Source organism: Bradyrhizobium sp. USDA 4353 (assembly GCF_054063215.1).
The window spans coordinates 6883602-6901550 of the sequence record NZ_JBSSGB010000001.1 but is presented as its reverse complement, the minus strand read 5'-3'; the positions used below and the strand labels follow the sequence as shown (position 1 = coordinate 6901550).

The window sequence follows — 17949 nt, the reverse complement described above, 5'->3', positions numbered from 1 at the left end:
GGCTCGCCCACATGCTCAGAGACAGCGCGGCGCGTCTGCTGCTGACGCAGGCCGAGTTGCAGGATCGCTTCGCGGCGGTTCTGGAGACGAGCGGTGCCGAGGCTTGGTTGCTCGATGCGCAGGCCGGGCAGGGTGACGGCGATGCCGGCAATCTCGACGTCGAGGGACATCCGGAAAGTCTCGCTTATGTCATCTACACCTCGGGCTCGACCGGGCTACCGAAGGGCGTGATGGTGCGCCATGGCGCGGTGGCGAACTTCCTGGCGACGATGGCTGAGCAGCCCGGCCTCACGCGTGAGGATCGCGTGCTCGGACTGACCTCGCTGTCGTTCGACATCGCGGTGCTGGAGCTGTGGCTGCCCTTGACGCACGGCGCGCAGATCGTGCTCGCCGATCGCACCGCGGCCCATGATCCTTCGGTGCTGAAGGCCATCGTGGCCCGGCATGGCGTGACGATGATCCAGGCCACGCCATCGAGCTGGCGCATGCTGCTCGATCATGATGAAGCCAAGAGCTGGCTGCCCGCGCACTGCCGTTTGCTGAGCGGCGGCGAGGCGTTGGCGCCGGATCTGGCGCGGCGGCTAACGGCCTTGAGCAGCGAGGTCTGGAACCTGTATGGGCCGACCGAGACCACGGTGTGGTCGGCGCACCACCGGCTCGATGCGGCCGATCCGTCACCGGTCATCGGTGGTCCGATCGGTAATACCACCTTGCATGTGCTCGACGCCGATCTCAATCTCGCGCCGGTCGGCGTGGTCGGCGAGCTCTTCATCGGTGGCGAGGGCCTCGCACGCGGCTATTGGCGGCGCGCGGCGCTGAGCGCGGAGCGGTTCATTCCAGATCCGTTCGGTCCTGCTGGCGCACGGCTTTATCGGACCGGGGACCTCGCGCGCTGGCGGGCCGATGGCGTGCTCGACCATGTCGGCCGCGCCGATCATCAGGTGAAGATCCGCGGCCATCGCATCGAGCTCGGCGAGATCGAGGCGCGGCTGCGAGAGCAGCCGGGGGTGCGCGACAGCGTCGTGGTGGCGCAGGAGCTTGGCAGCGGCCGGCAGCTGATCGGCTATCTCAGCGGCGATGATGTCGACGGTGCAGCGCTGCGCGCGGCGCTCGCCGCCGTGCTGCCCGACTACATGGTGCCGTCGCGCGTGATGGTGCTGCCGCAGCTGCCGCTGACGCCGAACGGCAAGATCGATCGCAAGGCGCTGCCGCTACCCGATACCAGGCCGAGTGACGCGCAGCGTGTCGCGCCGCGCACGCCGACGGAGGCCGCTCTCGCCGCGATCTGGGCCGAGCTGCTGCACCGGGACGATGTCGGCGTCACCGACAATTTCTTCGAGCTCGGCGGCGACTCGCTGGTCGCGGTTCAGCTCGTTGGCCGCATTAAGCGCGATCTCGCGCGCGACCTGCCGTTGAAGCGCCTGTTCGAGCTGACGACGGTCGAGCGAATGGCGTCGGTGTTGGCGGACGCTCCACTCGAGAATTCGCGTAGTGGCGACATCGCCGCCATGTTCGATCTGCTGAAGGAAGTCGAGCTCGCCCATGAATGATCAGTCCGGACTTCAGAAGCAGCAGCTCAGCGAGATCGCCCGCCGCCTTGCGTCGCTGGAGCCTGCCAAGCAGCGGGCTTTCCTGACGCAGCTGGCCGCGAAGGGCATCGATCTGTCGATCCTGCCGATCGCGCGCCAGCAGCTGCAGCGGGCGCCCTTGTCGTTCGCACAATCCCGGCTCTGGTTTCTGTGGCGGATGGATCCGGGCAGCTCGGCCTACAACATGCCGGTCTCGATCCGGCTGCGCGGCGTGCTCGACATCGATGCGTTGCAACGGGCGCTCGATCAGCTGGTGGTTCGCCATGCTTCGCTCCGCACCGTGTTCCGGCAGGACGGCGGCGAGCCCGAGCAGATCGTCTGTGCGCCGCAGCCGGTCGCGCTGCGCCGGATCATCTTTGGCGGCGAGGACCGCGAGCAGCAGGCCGCGCGGGTGCGGCGAGAGCAGGCCGCACAGCCGTTCGACCTCGAGTCCGGTCCATTGCTGCGTGCGGCATTGCTGGAGCTGGGCGATCAGGACCACATCCTCACCGTCACGCTGCATCACATCGTGGCCGACGGCTGGTCACTGCAGGTGCTGACCGACGAGTTCTGGCAGCTATATCATTGCGAGCTTCGAGGCGAGACGCATGTACTGCCTGCGCTCGACATCGACTATGGTGATTTCGCCGCCTGGCAGCGGCTCTGCATGGGCGCTTCCGAGGGCGAGCGGCAGCTTGGATATTGGACCAGCCGGCTGCGCGACACGACGATGCTGCAGTTGCCGCTCGATCGCGCCCGTGCCGCCGAGCCCGATCAGTCCGGCGATGGCGTGCGCCTCTCGCTCGGCAGTCCCCTGGCAGACCGCCTGCGGGCCTTGGCGCAACGGCACCAGACTACGATCTTCGTCGTTCTGCTCGCAGGCCTGAAGCTGCTGCTGCATCGGTACAGCGGACAGTCCGACATCTGCGTCGGCGTTCCCATCGCCAACCGCGACCGGTCAGAAACGCGGCGGCTGATCGGCCTGCTCGTCAATACACAGGTGTTGCGCACGCAGATCGATACGCAGCGCACGGTCGCGGATTTCATCACTGCGCTGCGCGAGCTCACGATTGAGGCGCAGGAGCATCAGGACCTGCCGTTCGAGCAGTTGCTGGACGCTCTGCAGCCACAGCGCAGCCTGAGCCAGAACCCGCTGTTCCAGGTGCTCTACAATCATCAGCGCCGCCGCGATCCGTCGCACATGCCGGGCGGCGCGGAGCTGCGGATCGAGGCGATCGCGCCGGAGATCGACACCGTCAAATTCGATCTGGCCCTCGACACCGAGGAGCTGCCATCCGGCGACGTCTCCGCCGTGTTCTCCTTTGCCACGGCGCTGTTCAACCGCTCGACCATCGACCGTCTCGCCGGCGACTGGCGTGCGATCCTCGACGCGATGGCCGAGAATTCCATGCGTCCGATCGCGACGCTGGATCTGCTCTCGGCACGCCAGCGCGACGAAATCAGGCGGTGGAATGAAGGCGTGCGCGCCTCCGGGCCATTTGTGCCGGTGCATCGCATGTTCGCGCGGCATGCCGAGGAGCGGCCGGCCGCGCCGGCGCTGGTCTTCGGTACCGAGACGATTAGCTATCAGGCGCTCAATCGCCGCGCCAATGTGATGGCCCAGCATCTCCTGGCTCATGGCGTGCGCCCCGGCGATGTCGTCGCCATCTCGATGCAACGCTCGCCCGAGCTCGTCGCGGCGTTCATCGCCGTGCTGAGGACCGGCGCGGCGTATCTCCCGCTCGATCCGGATCACCCGCCGGCGCGGCAATCTGCAACGGTTCGCGACGCGGGCGCGACAGTCGTGCTAGTTGCGGCGACTGGCGATAGTCAATGGCCGCCGATGCCGGGCGTGAGCGTTCTCGACGTCAGCGCCTTGCCGGGCAAGGGCAGCGACATCGATCCCGCGATCGACGTTCATCCGCAGAGTCTCGCCTATGTGATCTACACGTCCGGCTCGACCGGCATGCCGAAGGGCGTCGCTGTGGCGCACGGACCGTTCGCGGGACATTGCGTGGCGACGGCCGATCTCTATGAGATGGACCGGCAGTCACGCGAGCTGCATTTCCTCTCCTTCACCTTCGATGGCGCGCATGAGCGTCTCTGGACCGCGCTGAGTTGCGGCGCGACGCTGGTGATGCGGGACGCGGATCTCTGGTCGGCCGAGCAGACGCTCGAGGTGATGCGGGCGCACAACGTCACCAATGCCGGCTTTCCGCCGGCCTATCTGCAGCAGCTCGCCGAGTTCGCGGCATGGCGCGGCGATCCGCCGCCGGTGTCGCTGTATTCGTTCGGCGGCGAGGCGATGCCGAAATCGGGCTTCGACAAGGTCCGAAAGGCGCTGCGGCCACGCAAGCTGATCAACGGCTATGGCCCGACGGAAACCGTGGTGACGCCGTTGGTCTGGAAGGTCGATGCCGATGTCGACATCGATTGCGCCTACGCGCCGATCGGCCGGCCGGTCGGACAACGCTCGGCCTACATCCTCGATGGCGATCTCAACATCGTGCCCGTCGGGGTCACGGCTGAGCTGTATATCGGCGGCGAGGGGCTCGCGACCGGATACCGGAACCGTCCGGGGCTGACAGCGGAACGCTTCATTCCCGATCCCCACGGTGAGCCGGGGGCACGGCTGTATCGCACCGGTGACCTGGCGCGCTGGCGCGAGGACGGCGTGATCGACTATGTCGGGCGCTCCGACCATCAGCTCAAGATCCGTGGCTTCCGCATCGAGCCCGGTGAGATCGAGGCGCGACTGATTCAGCAGGGCGGGGTACGCTCGGCGGTGGTCGTCGCGCGCGAGATCGGCGGACGCCAGCAACTGGTCGGCTACGTCTGCGGCGAAGGCGAGCTCGAGGAGGCGACTCTTCGCGCGGCTCTGTTTGCGGAATTGCCCGACTACATGGTCCCGGCACGGATCGTGCCGGTGGCGCAGATGCCGGTGACGGCGCATGGCAAGATCGACCGCGATGCCTTGCCGCTTCCCGCAGCGCCTTCCGCCGACAAGGACTACGTCGCTCCGCAGACCACGGCGGAGTTGACGTTGGCTGCGATCTGGTCCGAGCTGCTCGGACAGGCGCGCGTCGGCCTGCACGACAATTTCTTCGAGCTCGGCGGCGACTCCATCATCTCGCTTCAGGTGGTGGGACGCGCCCGTCAACGCGGCCTTTCGATCGAGCCGCGCGATCTGTTCCGGCATCAGACGCTCGAACAGCTGGCCCGAGTTGCGCGCAGCGAGCAGGCTCCTGATCTCGCGAAGCAGACGACCGAGCCGGACGAAGGCCCGGCGCCGTTGCTGCCGATCCAGCGTCGCTTCTTTGCCGAGGATGCCGGCGAGCGCCATCATTGGAATCAGGCCGTGCTGCTCAAGCCGAATGCACGGCTGGATTGGGCCGCCATGGCTCGAGCCGTCGCTGCGGTCGTGGCCCAGCACGACGCGCTGCGGATGCGGTTCGCGGAAGGCCACGGTGATTGGAAGGCGGAGTATGGCGAGGCGCCGTCATCCCGCGATCTGCTCTGGATGCGGAGCGTTGCGGACGCTGCAGAGATCACCGGGCTTGCGACGGCCGCCCAGGCGAGCCTGTCGTTGCAAGGACCGCTGCTGCGTCTGGTCGGAATGGATGTGGAGGATGGTAGCCAGCGGCTGCTGATCGTCGTGCACCATCTCGTCGTCGACGGCGTGTCCTGGCGCATCCTGCTCGAGGACCTCGCGTCTGCTTACGGTCAGGCCGTGCAGGGCGTCATCGCGATCGCGCTGCCGCCCAAGAGCCAATCCGTCGGCTCATGGGGCCGTCGTCTCGCAGACTACGCGTCGACCGCGGAGCTCGCTGATCAGCTCGACTACTGGCAGACCCGGACCGTCGCAGCCGATCTGCCTTGCGACGACGACCATGGCGATATCGACCGCGTGGCTGATGGCGAGGACGTCGTCGTTGCGTTCGACGCGGAGCTGACGGCGAAGCTGCTGAAGGATGCGCCTGCGGCCTATCGTACGCAGGTGAATGATCTGCTGCTCGCGGCACTGGCCAGGGCGGTCGGACGCTGGGCTGGGCTCGACGACATCCTCGTCGAGCTGGAGGGACATGGGCGCGAAGACATCTTCGATGGTGTCGATCTGTCGCGGACGGTCGGCTGGTTCACGACCGCCTTTCCCGTCTGCCTGTCGGGTTGCGCGAGCGATAATGCGACCTTGATCAAGGCGACCAAGGAGCAACTCCGCGCCATTCCCGCGCGCGGGCTGGGTTATGGCGTTCTGCGCTATTGCGGCAGCCCTGCGCAACGCGAGGCCTTGGCGACCGCAGCGAAGCCGCGCATCGTCTTCAACTATCTCGGCCAGTTCGGATCGAGCCTCGGCGCGGACAGTGCGTTCAGCCTGGCGGCGGAAAGCGCCGGACCCGCGCGCAGCGCCAGCGCGCCGCTCGGCCGCTGGCTCAGCATCAACGGACAGGTGCTGGATCGGGAGCTGCGGTTGACGTTCAGCTTCGGCCGCAAACGCTATCGTCGCGCCACGATCGAACGGCTGGCGGCCTGCTATTCCCTGGCGCTACGCGAGCTCGTCGCGCATTGCACGAGCGGCGTCCACGGCCTCACGCCGTCCGACGTTCCGCTGTCGCGGCTCAGCCAGTCCGAGCTCGATCTTCTTGGCGCCTCCCATGACTGGCGCGCGATCGAGGACATCTACCCGCTATCGCCGATGCAGCAGGGCATGCTGTTCCACGCGCTGCGCGATGCCGAGAGCGGCAGCTATGTCAGCCAGATCGCGGTCGACATCAGCGGGGCCGACGGATCATCGCTGCAGGCCGCCTGGCAAGCCGTGACGGCGCGCCACGCCGTGCTGCGGACTGCCTTCGTCTGGCGCGAACTGTCCAGCGCGCCGCAGCAGGTGGTGTATCGGCAGGTCGCGGTGCCCTTCGTTGCGGAGGATTGGCGCGATCGTGTCGCCGGGATGGACGCCGCCGCGCGTGACAGCGCGCTCGCTACCGCTGCGCAAGAGGAACGTCAGGCCGGCTTCGATCTGTCGCGGCCGCCGCTGCAGCGGGTCCGCCTGATCGATCTCGGCGGCGGTGTCCAACGCCTGATCTGGACGCATCATCACATCCTGCTCGACGGCTGGAGCGCGGCGCGACTGATCGCAGAGATCATGCAGCAGGCCCGTGGCGTTTCGCTCACCGCTGTGCGGGGGCGCTATCGCGACTACATCGCGTGGCTTCAGCTGCAGGACCAGGACGCGTCGGGCGTGTTCTGGTCGCAACTCCTCTCGCGGCTTGAGGAGCCGAGCCTGCTGGCCGATGCGCTCGGTGCGCCCGAGCATGCGGCGACCGGTCACGCCTCCATCGACCTGGTCATCGATGCCGCGCAGACCGAGCAGTTGCAGGCCTTGGCTCGCCGCGAGCGGGTGACGCTGAACACGGTGCTGCAAGGCGCCTGGGCTCAATTGCTGCGGCGGCTGACCGGTCAGCAGGCCGTCTGCTTCGGCGCCACGATGTCGGGCCGGCCGCCCGAGATCGCCGCCGTGGATGAGATCGTCGGCCTGTTCATCAACACCGTGCCGGTGCTCGATGAAACTAGTCCGAAGACGTTGATCGGCGACTGGCTGCGCGGCCTGCAGGACCGCAACGTCGATCTGCGCGAGCACGGCTGGATGCCGCTCTACGACATCCAGCGGCTCGCGGGCCGCCCCGGCCGCGCGCTGTTCGACACCATCTTCGTGTTCGAGAACTATCCGGTCGACGACGTCCTGCGCGATCACTCCGGCGACGGTCCGCGCGCGAGCCGGGCCGAGCAGATCTCGGTCACCAACTATCCGCTGACCATTGCCGTCTTCGTCACCGAGGCCGGCATCCGGCTCGGCTTCCGCTATGACCGCAGCCGATTTGACGGCACACAAATCGAGCGGCTGCAGGCGGCGCTGGCCTGTCTGCTCGCGCGGATGACCGACGCAAGCACGCGGCCGCTCGCCGATTTGCATGGATTGGACGACGCCAATGCGCAGCGTGTGCTTGGCTGGAGCGCCGGGCCTGTCGGACAGACGCCCCACGAAGAGTTCGATGATGTCGTCGCGCAGTTCGAGCGGCAGGCTGCCATGGCGCCGGCCGCAATCGCCCTGGTCACCGAGAACGAGCGCATCTCTTATGCCGAGCTGAATCGGCGCGCCAACCGGCTCGCGCGGCAACTGCGTGCGCGGGGTGTCGATCTGGATGTTCCGGTCGGCCTCGCCTTCGAGCGCAGCATCGACATGATCGTCGCCGTGCTCGCGGTCCTGAAGGCCGGCGCGGGCTATCTGCCGCTCGATCCGGACTATCCGAGCCAGCGGCTTGCGATGATGCTGCGCGACAGCGGCGCGCGGCTGGTGCTGACGATGTCTGCGTTGCACGACCGCTTCAGCGCCGTGAGCGCCGAGGCCGGCGCCGATCTGATCGTGACCGATGCCGCTGATGGTGGTCGCCCGCTGGACAGCGACGGCTTCGATCTCTCGCTGCCAGTGCATCCCGAAAGTCTCGCTTACGTCATCTATACCTCGGGCTCGACCGGCCTGCCCAAGGGCGTCGGCTGCACGCGCGGCGCGCTCGCGGCGCGGCTCGCATGGATGCAGGCGGAATATCGACTCGCGCCGAGCGAGACCCTGCTGCAGAAGACGCCGTTCAGCTTCGACGTCGCGGTCTGGGAGATGCTGTGGCCGCTGACGACAGGCGCGCGGCTGGCGATCGCGCCGCCCGGCGCGCATCGCGAGCCCAGGCGATTGATCGATACGGTCATAGCCCACGGCGTGACCACGCTGCACTTCGTGCCGCAGATGCTTGCGCAGTTCATCGCCGAGCCGGACGTCGCGCGTTGCACCAGCCTGACGCGGCTGTTCTCCGGCGGCGAGGCGCTGCCGGTGCAGCTCATGGACGAGGTCCGCGCCGTGCTCCCCGCGCTCCGGTTCGACAATCGCTACGGACCGACTGAGACGCTGATCAACGCGACGTTCTGGACGTGCGTCCGACCGGGCGGACGGCGTGTTCCGATCGGCCATCCGATTCCGGGAACCATCCTGCGCATTCTCGATGCCGACCTGAATCTGGTCGATGAGGGGACGACCGGCGAGCTCTATATCGGCGGCGTCGGACTCGCGCGCGGCTATCTCGGCCGCGCGGCGCTGACGGCAGAGCGGTTCATCGCCGATCCGTTCGGCGAGCCGGGCGATCGGCTCTATAGGACAGGTGATCTGGCGCGCTGGCGCAGCGATGGCGCGATCGATTATGTCGGCCGGGCCGATCATCAGGTGAAGGTCCGCGGCTTCCGCATTGAGCTCGGCGAGATCGAGGCGTGCCTCTTGCAGCAGCCCGCGGTCAGCGCCGCGGCCGTGGTCGCGCGCGCGTTCGGCGCCGGGCACCAGCTCGTCGGCTATGTCAGCGGCAGCGGCGCACTGGATAGTTCGGCACTACGCGAGGCGCTGGCGGCTGAGCTGCCGGACTACATGGTGCCGGCGCGCATCGTCGTGCTCGACCGTCTGCCGCTGATGGTGAACGGCAAGGTCGACCGTGCTGCGCTGCCTGCTCCGGAGCTGGGGACGACGGCCGGGCGGATCGCGCCGCGAACGCCGAACGAAGCCAAGCTCGCTGCGATCTGGGCGGAGTTGCTCCGCGCGCCGGATGTCGGGGGCACCGACAATTTCTTCGAGCTCGGCGGCGACTCCATCATCTCGCTGCAAATGGTCAGCCGCGCCCGGCGCGCCGGTCTCGTGATCGAGCCGCGCGACGTCTTCAAGCACCAGACGCTCGAAGCGCTCGCCCGCGAGGCACGTGTCGAGCTGCATGCGGTGACGCAGGCTGAGCAGGGCCCGATCACCGGAGCGCATCCGCTGCTGCCGATCCAGCTCAGGTTCTTCGCGCAGGAGCTGGAGACGCCCGACCACTGGAATCAGGCCTTGCTGTTGCGGCCGCGCGAGCGACTGGATTGGACCGCGCTGGGTCGTGCTGTCGAGGCCGTCGTGGCTCACCATGATGCTTTGAGCTTGCGCTTTGAACGATACGAAGGCGTCTGGCGCGCAGAGCACGATCGATCCGCGCGCACTGACTTGTTCAGAGCCTGCGAGGTCGCCGATGCCGCCGCAGTGACGGCGGTCGCCGCGGAGGTTCAAGCGAGTCTCTCGCTGGCGCAGGGACCTCTGCTCCGCGTCGTCGGGATGGATTTGCCCGGCGGCGAGCAGAGGCTGCTGATCGTGGCTCACCATCTGGTCGTCGACGGCGTGTCCTGGCGCGTGCTGCTGGAGGATCTCGCGGCCGCCTATGAGCAATTCGTCCGCGGAGACGAGAGCGTCGCGCTGCCGCCGAAGACGCATGCCTATGCGCAGTGGGGCGCAGCGCTGCACGCCTATGCCGCCTCGGATGAGCTGGCTGCGGAGCTCGCGTATTGGACGGCCATCAAGCCGACGGACGATCTGCCATGCGACGACGACCACGCCGGCCGCGATACGGTGGCCGATGCGCATGAGGTCACGTTGGACATCGACGCCGGATTGACCGCGTCTCTGCTGGGACCGGCGCATGCAGCATATCGCACGCAGGTCAATGATCTCCTGTTGTCGGCGCTGTCGCGGGCGCTGTGGCAATGGTCGGGCAGCACGGATGTGCTCATCGAGCTCGAGGGCCATGGCCGTGAGGACATCGGGGCCGGGCTCGATCTGTCGCGGACGGTCGGATGGTTCACGACGGCGTTTCCCGTGCGGCTGGCCAATGGAGGCCTCGATCCGGCATCGCTGATCAAGGCGACCAAGGAGATGCTGCGCGGCGTTCCGCATCACGGTCTGGGCTACGGCCTGCTGCGCTATCTCGGCTCCGATCCGCAGCGCAAAGCGGTCGCAGCGTGCGGTGAGCCGCGCATCGGCTTCAACTATCTCGGGCAGATGGATGACGGCGCCGGCGAAGCTGCGTTGTTTGCCATGGCGCCCGAGAGCGCGGGCCCATCGCGCGCTGCATCGAGTCCGTTGCGGCACCATCTCGCAATCAATGCCCGGGTGCAGGGTGGCCGGCTGCAAGTGTCGTTCGGCTTCAGCCGCAAGCGCTACCGCACGGCGACGGTCGATCGCCTCGCGGACGGCTTCAAGGCGGCCCTGCAGGAGTTGCTCGATCATTGCGCGGGCGATGTTCGGGGCGTGACGCCATCCGACGTGCCGCTGTCGAAGCTGACGCAGCACGAGCTCGATATGCTGGCGCTCGATTGGCGCGAGGTCGAGGACATCTATCCGCTGTCGCCGATGCAGCAGGGCATGCTGTTTCATGCGCTGCACGACGACGGCACCGGCCTCTATGTCAACCAGCTGACGGCCGAGATTCGCGGCCTCGATCCGGAGCGGCTGCGGACGGCCTGGCAGGCGGTGACCGATCGTCATGACGTGCTGCGCACCGGCTTCCTGTGGCGAGAGCTGTCGGGATCGCCGCAGCAGGTCGTGTATCGCCGCGCAGAAATGCGGTTCGTCGATGAAGACTGGCGTGCGCGCGCGGCTGGACTGGCTCCGGCAGCACTGGACGACGCGTTGAACGCGGTCGCAAGGCGCGAGCGTGCAGACGGGTTCGATCTGTCGCGGCCGCCATTGCAGCGCCTCAGCCTGATCAGGCTTGGCGATGACCGTCATTGGCTGATCTGGACGCATCACCACATCCTGATGGATGGCTGGAGCTCGGCCCGGTTCATGGCCGAAGTGATGCTGCTGCTGGAGCAGGGCTCGTTGCCGGCGCAGAAGCTGCGCTATCGGGACTACATTGCCTGGCTTCAGACGCGCGACCACGACGCGTCCTCAGCATTCTGGCGCGAGACGCTGGCTGAGCTCGACGAGCCCAGCCTTCTCACATCGGCCGGCGCAGACATCGTCGGTCACGGCTCTCTGACGATGGCGGTGGATCCGGATCTCAGCGCGAGTCTGCAGCACTTCGCGACCCGCGAGCGCGTGACGCTCAACACGGTCGTGCAGGCCGCGTGGGCCCAGCTGCTGCGGCGGCACACCGGTCAGGAGACGGTGTGCTTCGGCGTGACGGTCTCCGATCGGCCCGCTGGCCTCGTCGGCGCCGAGGAGATGATCGGTCTCTTCATCAACACTCTGCCGGTGGTCGATACGCGGCATCCGGGGCACGGCGTCGGCGCCTGGCTGCGCGAGCTGCAGAACCGGAATCTTGCTCTGCGCGAGCACGGCTGGATGCCGCTCGCCGATATCCAGCGGTTGGCGGGGCGGGCCGGGCGCGCGCTGTTCGACAGCATCTTGGTGTTCGAGAACTATCCGGTCGATCAGGCCCTGAAGACGAAGCGCGGCGATCTCAGCGCCAGCCGGACACAGATCCTGGAGACCAGCAACTATCCGCTGTTCATCAGCGTCGGCCTCGACGGCGAGCTGCGGCTGGTGTTCAATTTTCAGCGGCAGCATTTCGACGAGATCCAGATCCGCCGGCTTCAGGCGACGTTCGTGCAATTGCTGGCGGCGCTCATTGGCGATGCGGAGCAGCCCGTCGGGAACATCGTCGCCCATGCGGCCGATGATCTCGCAATGCTCGCGCGCGCGAATGACACGGCGCAGAGCGCGACATTCACCAGTCTCGTTGCCCAGTTCGAAACGCAGGTGAAACGTACGCCTGATGCCATCGCGCTGGTCCACGGCGATACGATGATCAGCTATGGCGAGCTGAACGCGCGCGCGAACCGGCTGGCGTCTCATCTGAGGGCGCACGGGATCGGCGCTGACGTCGTGGTCGGCCTGGCGCTGGAGCGCAGCGTCACGATGATGGTGGCGCTGCTCGCAGTGCTCAAGGCGGGCGGAGCTTATGTGCCGCTCGATCCGGACTATCCGTCCGAGCGGCTCGCCCACATGCTCAGAGACAGCGGGGCGCGTCTGCTGCTGACGCAGGCTGCGCTGCAGGATCGCTTCGCGTCGGTGCTGGAGGCGAGCGGTGCCGAGGCTTGGTTGCTCGATGCGCAGGCCGGGCAGGGTGACGCCGATGCCGGCAATCTCGACGTCGAACTACATCCGGAAAGCCTCGCTTATGTCATCTACACCTCGGGCTCGACCGGGCTACCGAAGGGCGTGATGGTGCGCCATGGCGCGGTGGCGAACTTCCTGGGGACCATGGCCGAGCAGCCGCGCATCCGGACTGAGGATCGCGTGCTCGGACTGACCTCGCTGTCGTTCGATATCGCGGTGCTCGAGCTGTGGCTGCCCTTGACGCATGGCGCGCAGATCGTGCTCGCCGATCGCATAGCGGCGCATGATCCGGCCGTGCTGAAGTCGATCGTGGCCCGGCATGGCGTCACCATGATCCAGGCCACGCCGTCGAGCTGGCGCATGCTGCTCGATCATGAGGAGACGGCGAGCTGGCTGCCCGCGCATTGCCGTCTGCTGAGCGGCGGCGAAGCGTTGGCGCCGGATCTGGCGCGGCGGCTAACGGCCTTGAGCAGCGAAGTCTGGAACCTGTATGGGCCGACCGAGACCACGGTGTGGTCGGCGCGCCATCGTCTCGATGCGGCTGATCCATCGCCCGTGATCGGCGGTCCGATCGGCAATACGACCTTGCATGTGCTCGACGCGGATCTCAATCTCGCGCCGGTCGGCGTGGTCGGCGAGCTCTTCATCGGAGGCGAAGGCCTCGCCCGTGGCTATTGGCAGCGCGCGGCGCTGAGCGCCGAGCGGTTCGTCCCAGATCCGTTCGGCCCTGCCGGCGCACGGCTGTACCGGACCGGCGACCTCGCCCGGTGGCGCGCCGATGGCGTGCTCGACCATGTCGGCCGCGCCGATCACCAGGTGAAGATCCGTGGCCATCGCATCGAGCTCGGCGAGATCGAGGCGCGGCTGCGCGAGCAGCCGGGGGTGCGCGACAGTGTCGTGGTGGCGCAGGAGCTTGGCGGGAGCCGGCAGCTGGTCGGCTATGTCAGCGGCGATGATGTCGACGGTGTAGCGCTGCGCGCGGCGCTCGCCGCCGTGCTGCCCGACTACATGGTGCCGGCGCGGGTGATGGTGCTGCCGCAGCTGCCGCTGACGCCGAACGGCAAGATTGATCGCAAGGCGCTGCCGCTGCCCGATACCAGGCCGAGTGACGCGCAGCGCGTCGCGCCGCGTACGCCGACAGAGGCCGCGCTCGCCGCGATCTGGGCCGAGCTGCTGCACCGGGACGATGTCGGCGTCACCGACAATTTCTTCGAGCTCGGCGGCGATTCCATCATCTCGCTGCAAGTGGTCAGCCGCGCACGCCGTGCCGGCATTCTCTTGGAGCCGCGAGATGTGTTCCGGCACCAGACGATCGAGCTCTTAGCGTCGGTCAGCCGTGAAGCGCGGGAGGACCGGAAGAGGACGGCCCTGACACGTGGCGCGCTGGCTGGCCTTTCCGATGACGAGCTCGCGCGGCTCGGTCTCGACTGGGACCGCATCGAGGACATCTACCCGCTGTCACCGATGCAGCAGGGCATGCTGTTCCACAGCCTGCGCGACGCCGGCAGCGGCATCTATGTCAACCAGATCAGCGTCGAGATCCGCGGGCTCGATCCCGAGCGCCTGCGCGCAGCATGGCAGATCGTTTCTGCGCGGCATCCGATGCTGCGGACGGGCTTCCTCTGGCGCGAGCTGTCCGGCTCGCCGCTGCAGGCCGTCTATCACCACGCGGTCGTGCCGTTCGAAATCGACGATTGGCGCGGGCAGGCGATCGACGAGACCCGGCTTTCGGCAGCGTTGGCCGGCGAGCGCGATGCGGAGTTCGATCTGGCGCGGCCGCCGTTGCAGCGCGTGCGTCTGTTGCGGGTCGACGATGATTGCCACCGCCTGATCTGGACCTATCACCACATCCTGATGGATGGCTGGAGCTCGGCGCGCTTCCTCGGTGAAGTCCTGGAAAGCTATGCCCGACGCCAGCTCGCGCCCGCGCCGTCGCACTATCGTGACTACATGGCCTGGCTCGCCGCCCAGGATGCGGGAGAGGCCGAACGCTTCTGGCGCGAGCAACTGGCCGCCTTCGAGCAGCCGACGCAGCTTGCCGACGCATTCGGCGCCCGTCGCAATGACGCGCATGGCCATGCTCGCAGCTACGTCAGGCTCGAGGAAAGCGCGACCGCAGCCTTGAAGGCGTTTGCCCGCCGGGAGCGGGTCACCCTCAATACCCTGATCCAGGGCGTCTGGGCGTTGCTGCTGCAGCGTTACACCGGCCAGAGCACCGTGACGTTCGGTGTCACCGTCGCCGGCCGCCCTGCGAGCCTGGATGGCGCCGAGCAGATGATCGGCCTGTTCATCAACACGCTGCCGATGATCGAGACGCCGCCGTCGGCCGCCACGATCGGCGACTGGCTGCGCGCGATGCAGACCCGCAACGCCGCGATCCGCAATCATGAGCAGACGCCGCTCTACGACATCCAGAGCTGGGCCGGCCGGACCGGCGAGGCGATTTTCGACAGCATCATCGTGTTCGAGAACTATCCGGTCGATCGCGGCCTGATCGGTGACGGCTCGCTGAGCTTCTCAGGCCTGCGCCATGTCGATGTGACCAACTACCCGATGGACCTGTCCGTCATGGTCGAGGACACGCTGCAGGTCGAACTCACCTATATGCCGAGCCACTTCACGCCCGACCAGGCGGAACGGATCCGGGCGCAGTTCGAGCATCTGCTCGCGGCTCTGACGAGGGACTCCGCGTTGATGGTCGGCGCGATCGATGCCGCCACGAGCCAGGACTTCGCGCGTGCGGATGCCTGCAACGCCCATGCGGTGTCCGCCGCATCGGTCCCGCTCGTGCATGAGGCGATCAGGCAGCATGCGCTGCTCGCGCCCGAGCGAACAGCGCTGACGATCGGCGCGAGCAGCCTGTCCTATGGGACGCTCGAGCGTCGCGCCAATCGCCTGGCGCATCACTTGATCAGACTTGGACTGACGCCGGATCAGCGCGTCGGCGTGGTGGTCGAGCGCACCGAGGCGACGATGCTGGCGCTGCTCGCCGTGCTCAAGGCGGGCGGCGCCTATGTGCCGCTCGATCCCGAGCTGCCGCCCGAGCGCATCGCCTACGTGCTGGATGACAGCGGTGCTGCCCTCCTGCTGTGCGGGGCGCGTGACGTGGCCGCGCCGGATGGCGTGGCGCGCATCCATCTTCCCAGCTTCGACTTCGAGACAGGACCGGATCATCAACCACAGCTGCGCCTGCATCCGGAGAACCTTGCTTATGTGATCTACACCTCCGGCTCGACCGGACGGCCGAAAGGCGTTGCGGTCGCGCATGGACCCCTGGCCATGCATTGCCGCGCCACCGCTGCGCTCTACGAGATCGACGCGCAGTCCTGCGAGCTGCACTTCCTGTCGCTTGCCTTCGACGGCGCGCATGAGCGCTGGCTCACGGTGCTGTCGCAAGGGGCACGGCTCGTCATGCGCGATGCGGAGTTGTGGACGCCTGAGCAGACGGTGGAGGCCGCGCGCACGCATGGCGTCACCCATCTCGGTCTGCCGCCGGCCTATCTGCAGCAGGTCGCTGATTGGGTCGAGCAGACCGGCCATCCGCCGCCGGTGAAGCTGTATTCGTTCGGTGGCGAGGCGATGCCGAAGGCGGGCTTCGACAAGGTGAAGCGGACGCTCGAGCCGCAGATCCTGATCAACGGCTATGGGCCGACCGAGACGGTCGTGACGCCATTGGTCTGGAAGGTTGACGGCAACGCCGACTGTGAGAAGGCCTATGCGCCGATCGGTGTCCCCGTCGGCTGCCGCACGGCCTACATCCTCGATGGCCAGCTCAATGTCGTGCCCGCCGGCGCGGCCGGAGAGCTCTATATCGGCGGCGTCGGTCTGGCGCGTGGTTATCACGCCAGGGCTGGGCTGACCGGCGAGCGTTTCGTGCCGGATCCATTCTCGTCCGCTCCAGGCGCTCGCCTGTATCGCACCGGCGATCTCGCACGCTGGGATGCCGATGGCGTCATCGAGTATCTCGGACGCGGCGATGATCAGGTCAAGGTCAGCGGCTTCCGCATCGAGCTCGGCGAGATCCAGTCGGCGCTGCTCTTCGAACAAGCGGTGGCGCAGGCTGCGGTGCTCGCCGTGCCCGGCGTTGGAGGCAACCAGCTCATCGCCTATGTGGCGCCGAGGTATGCGCGCAATGCCGCTGGCTCTGCGGCCGAGCGGCTGTCCGCGAGTCTTGCGGCCTCGCTGCGCCGGAGCCTGCCGGCCTACATGGTTCCGGCCCGGATCGCCGTGCTCGAGCGGCTGCCGACGCTGTCGAGCGGCAAGGTCGATCGCAAGGCGCTGCCGGCGCCCGAGGCTGCGGCGGCACGCAGCTTCGTCGCGCCCGAAAGTCCCGCCGAGATCGCGATGGCCCGGCTGTGGGCCGATGTCCTCGGCATTCCCCAGGTCGGCGTCACCGACAACTTCTTCGAGCTCGGCGGCAATTCGATCCTGAGCCTGAAGGTGATCGCGCGGCTTCGTCGCGAGCCGATCCTCGGCACCGAGATCAAGCTCCGCGATCTCTTGCAGAAGCCGACCATCCGCGCGCTGCTCGGCACGGACGCGAGCCCGGCGGCGCGGCCATCGGCCCTGCTGCCGCTGAATGCGCCGGTCGCGGGCACGGAGCCTGTCTTCTGCTTCCATGGCGGCTTCGGCACGGTGTTCGATTATACGCCGCTGGCGCGCCGCATGGAGGGCCAGCGCCAACTGATCGGGCTACAATGCCGGAGCTTGATCGATCCGTCGTTTGCCGATGGGTCACTCACCGCCATGGCCGCCGACTACGCCGACGAGATCCTGAAGACGCAGGACCGTGGCCCTTATCATCTGATCGGCTGGTCGCTTGGCGGGCTGATCGCGTGCCTGGTCGCCGCCGAGCTGGAGCGCCGCGGCCGGGAGGTCGCGAGCCTCGGTCTGATCGACAGCTTCGTTCCAGATCCGCAGCGCAAGGCGGAGAGCAAGGCCGCGCGGCACTGGACCGATGATCTGCTCGGATTGTTGTCCGTGGCAGCGCCGAGCGTGGAGTTGGCCACGATCAGATCGCAGGCCGCCGTGCTGCGCGAGGCCGGTGAGCCCGATACGGACGCGGCGATCAGAAGCCTGGTCGCGAGCGCGATTGGAACGACCCCAGTGCAAGCGCGCGCTCGTCTGCTCGGCGCAGATGACATCGTCAGTGCATTCAACGTCGGCCGGCAGCTCGCGCGGCTGGCCTATGCGGCAGACTGGCCCGCGGATCTCGCTGCCGATCCCGCCTGCTGGTGGACATCCGGGCGTCTGGCGCAGCGCGCTTCGCTGGAGGCACGGCTGACGGGGGCGGTGGATCTCGGCGTGATCGGTGACGACCACTTCTCGATCCTGGCGAACGATATCTTCCTGTCATCGATCTCGTCATGGCTGGAGCCGAACCGCACGGCGCAACCGACACCAGCCCTGCAATCCGAACCGGCAGAATGA

General features: G+C 67.5%; 2 protein-coding genes (1 of these 2 cut by a window edge). Both read left to right on the top strand.

Annotated features, from left to right (window positions below; all coding sequences use genetic code 11):
* Positions 1-1550 carry the 3' end of an amino acid adenylation domain-containing protein gene (locus ACVILH_RS31155; RefSeq protein ID WP_456716314.1) on the top strand. Its footprint begins 5023 nt before the window's first position, so the window shows 1550 of its 6573 coding nt (coding positions 5024-6573); the start codon falls outside the window, past its left edge; the stop codon is at positions 1548-1550.
* Complete coding sequence (locus ACVILH_RS31150; RefSeq protein WP_456716313.1) at positions 1543-17949, top strand: non-ribosomal peptide synthase/polyketide synthase; 16407 nt, start codon at positions 1543-1545, stop codon at positions 17947-17949. The genes ACVILH_RS31155 and ACVILH_RS31150 overlap by 8 nt, the downstream gene beginning before the upstream one ends.

Bases quoted from the DNA above. Each gene is read 5' to 3' on its own strand.
- ACVILH_RS31150 (WP_456716313.1), top strand. From the start codon at position 1,543: ATGAATGATCAGTCCGGACTTCAGAAGCAGCAGCTCAGCGAGATCGCC.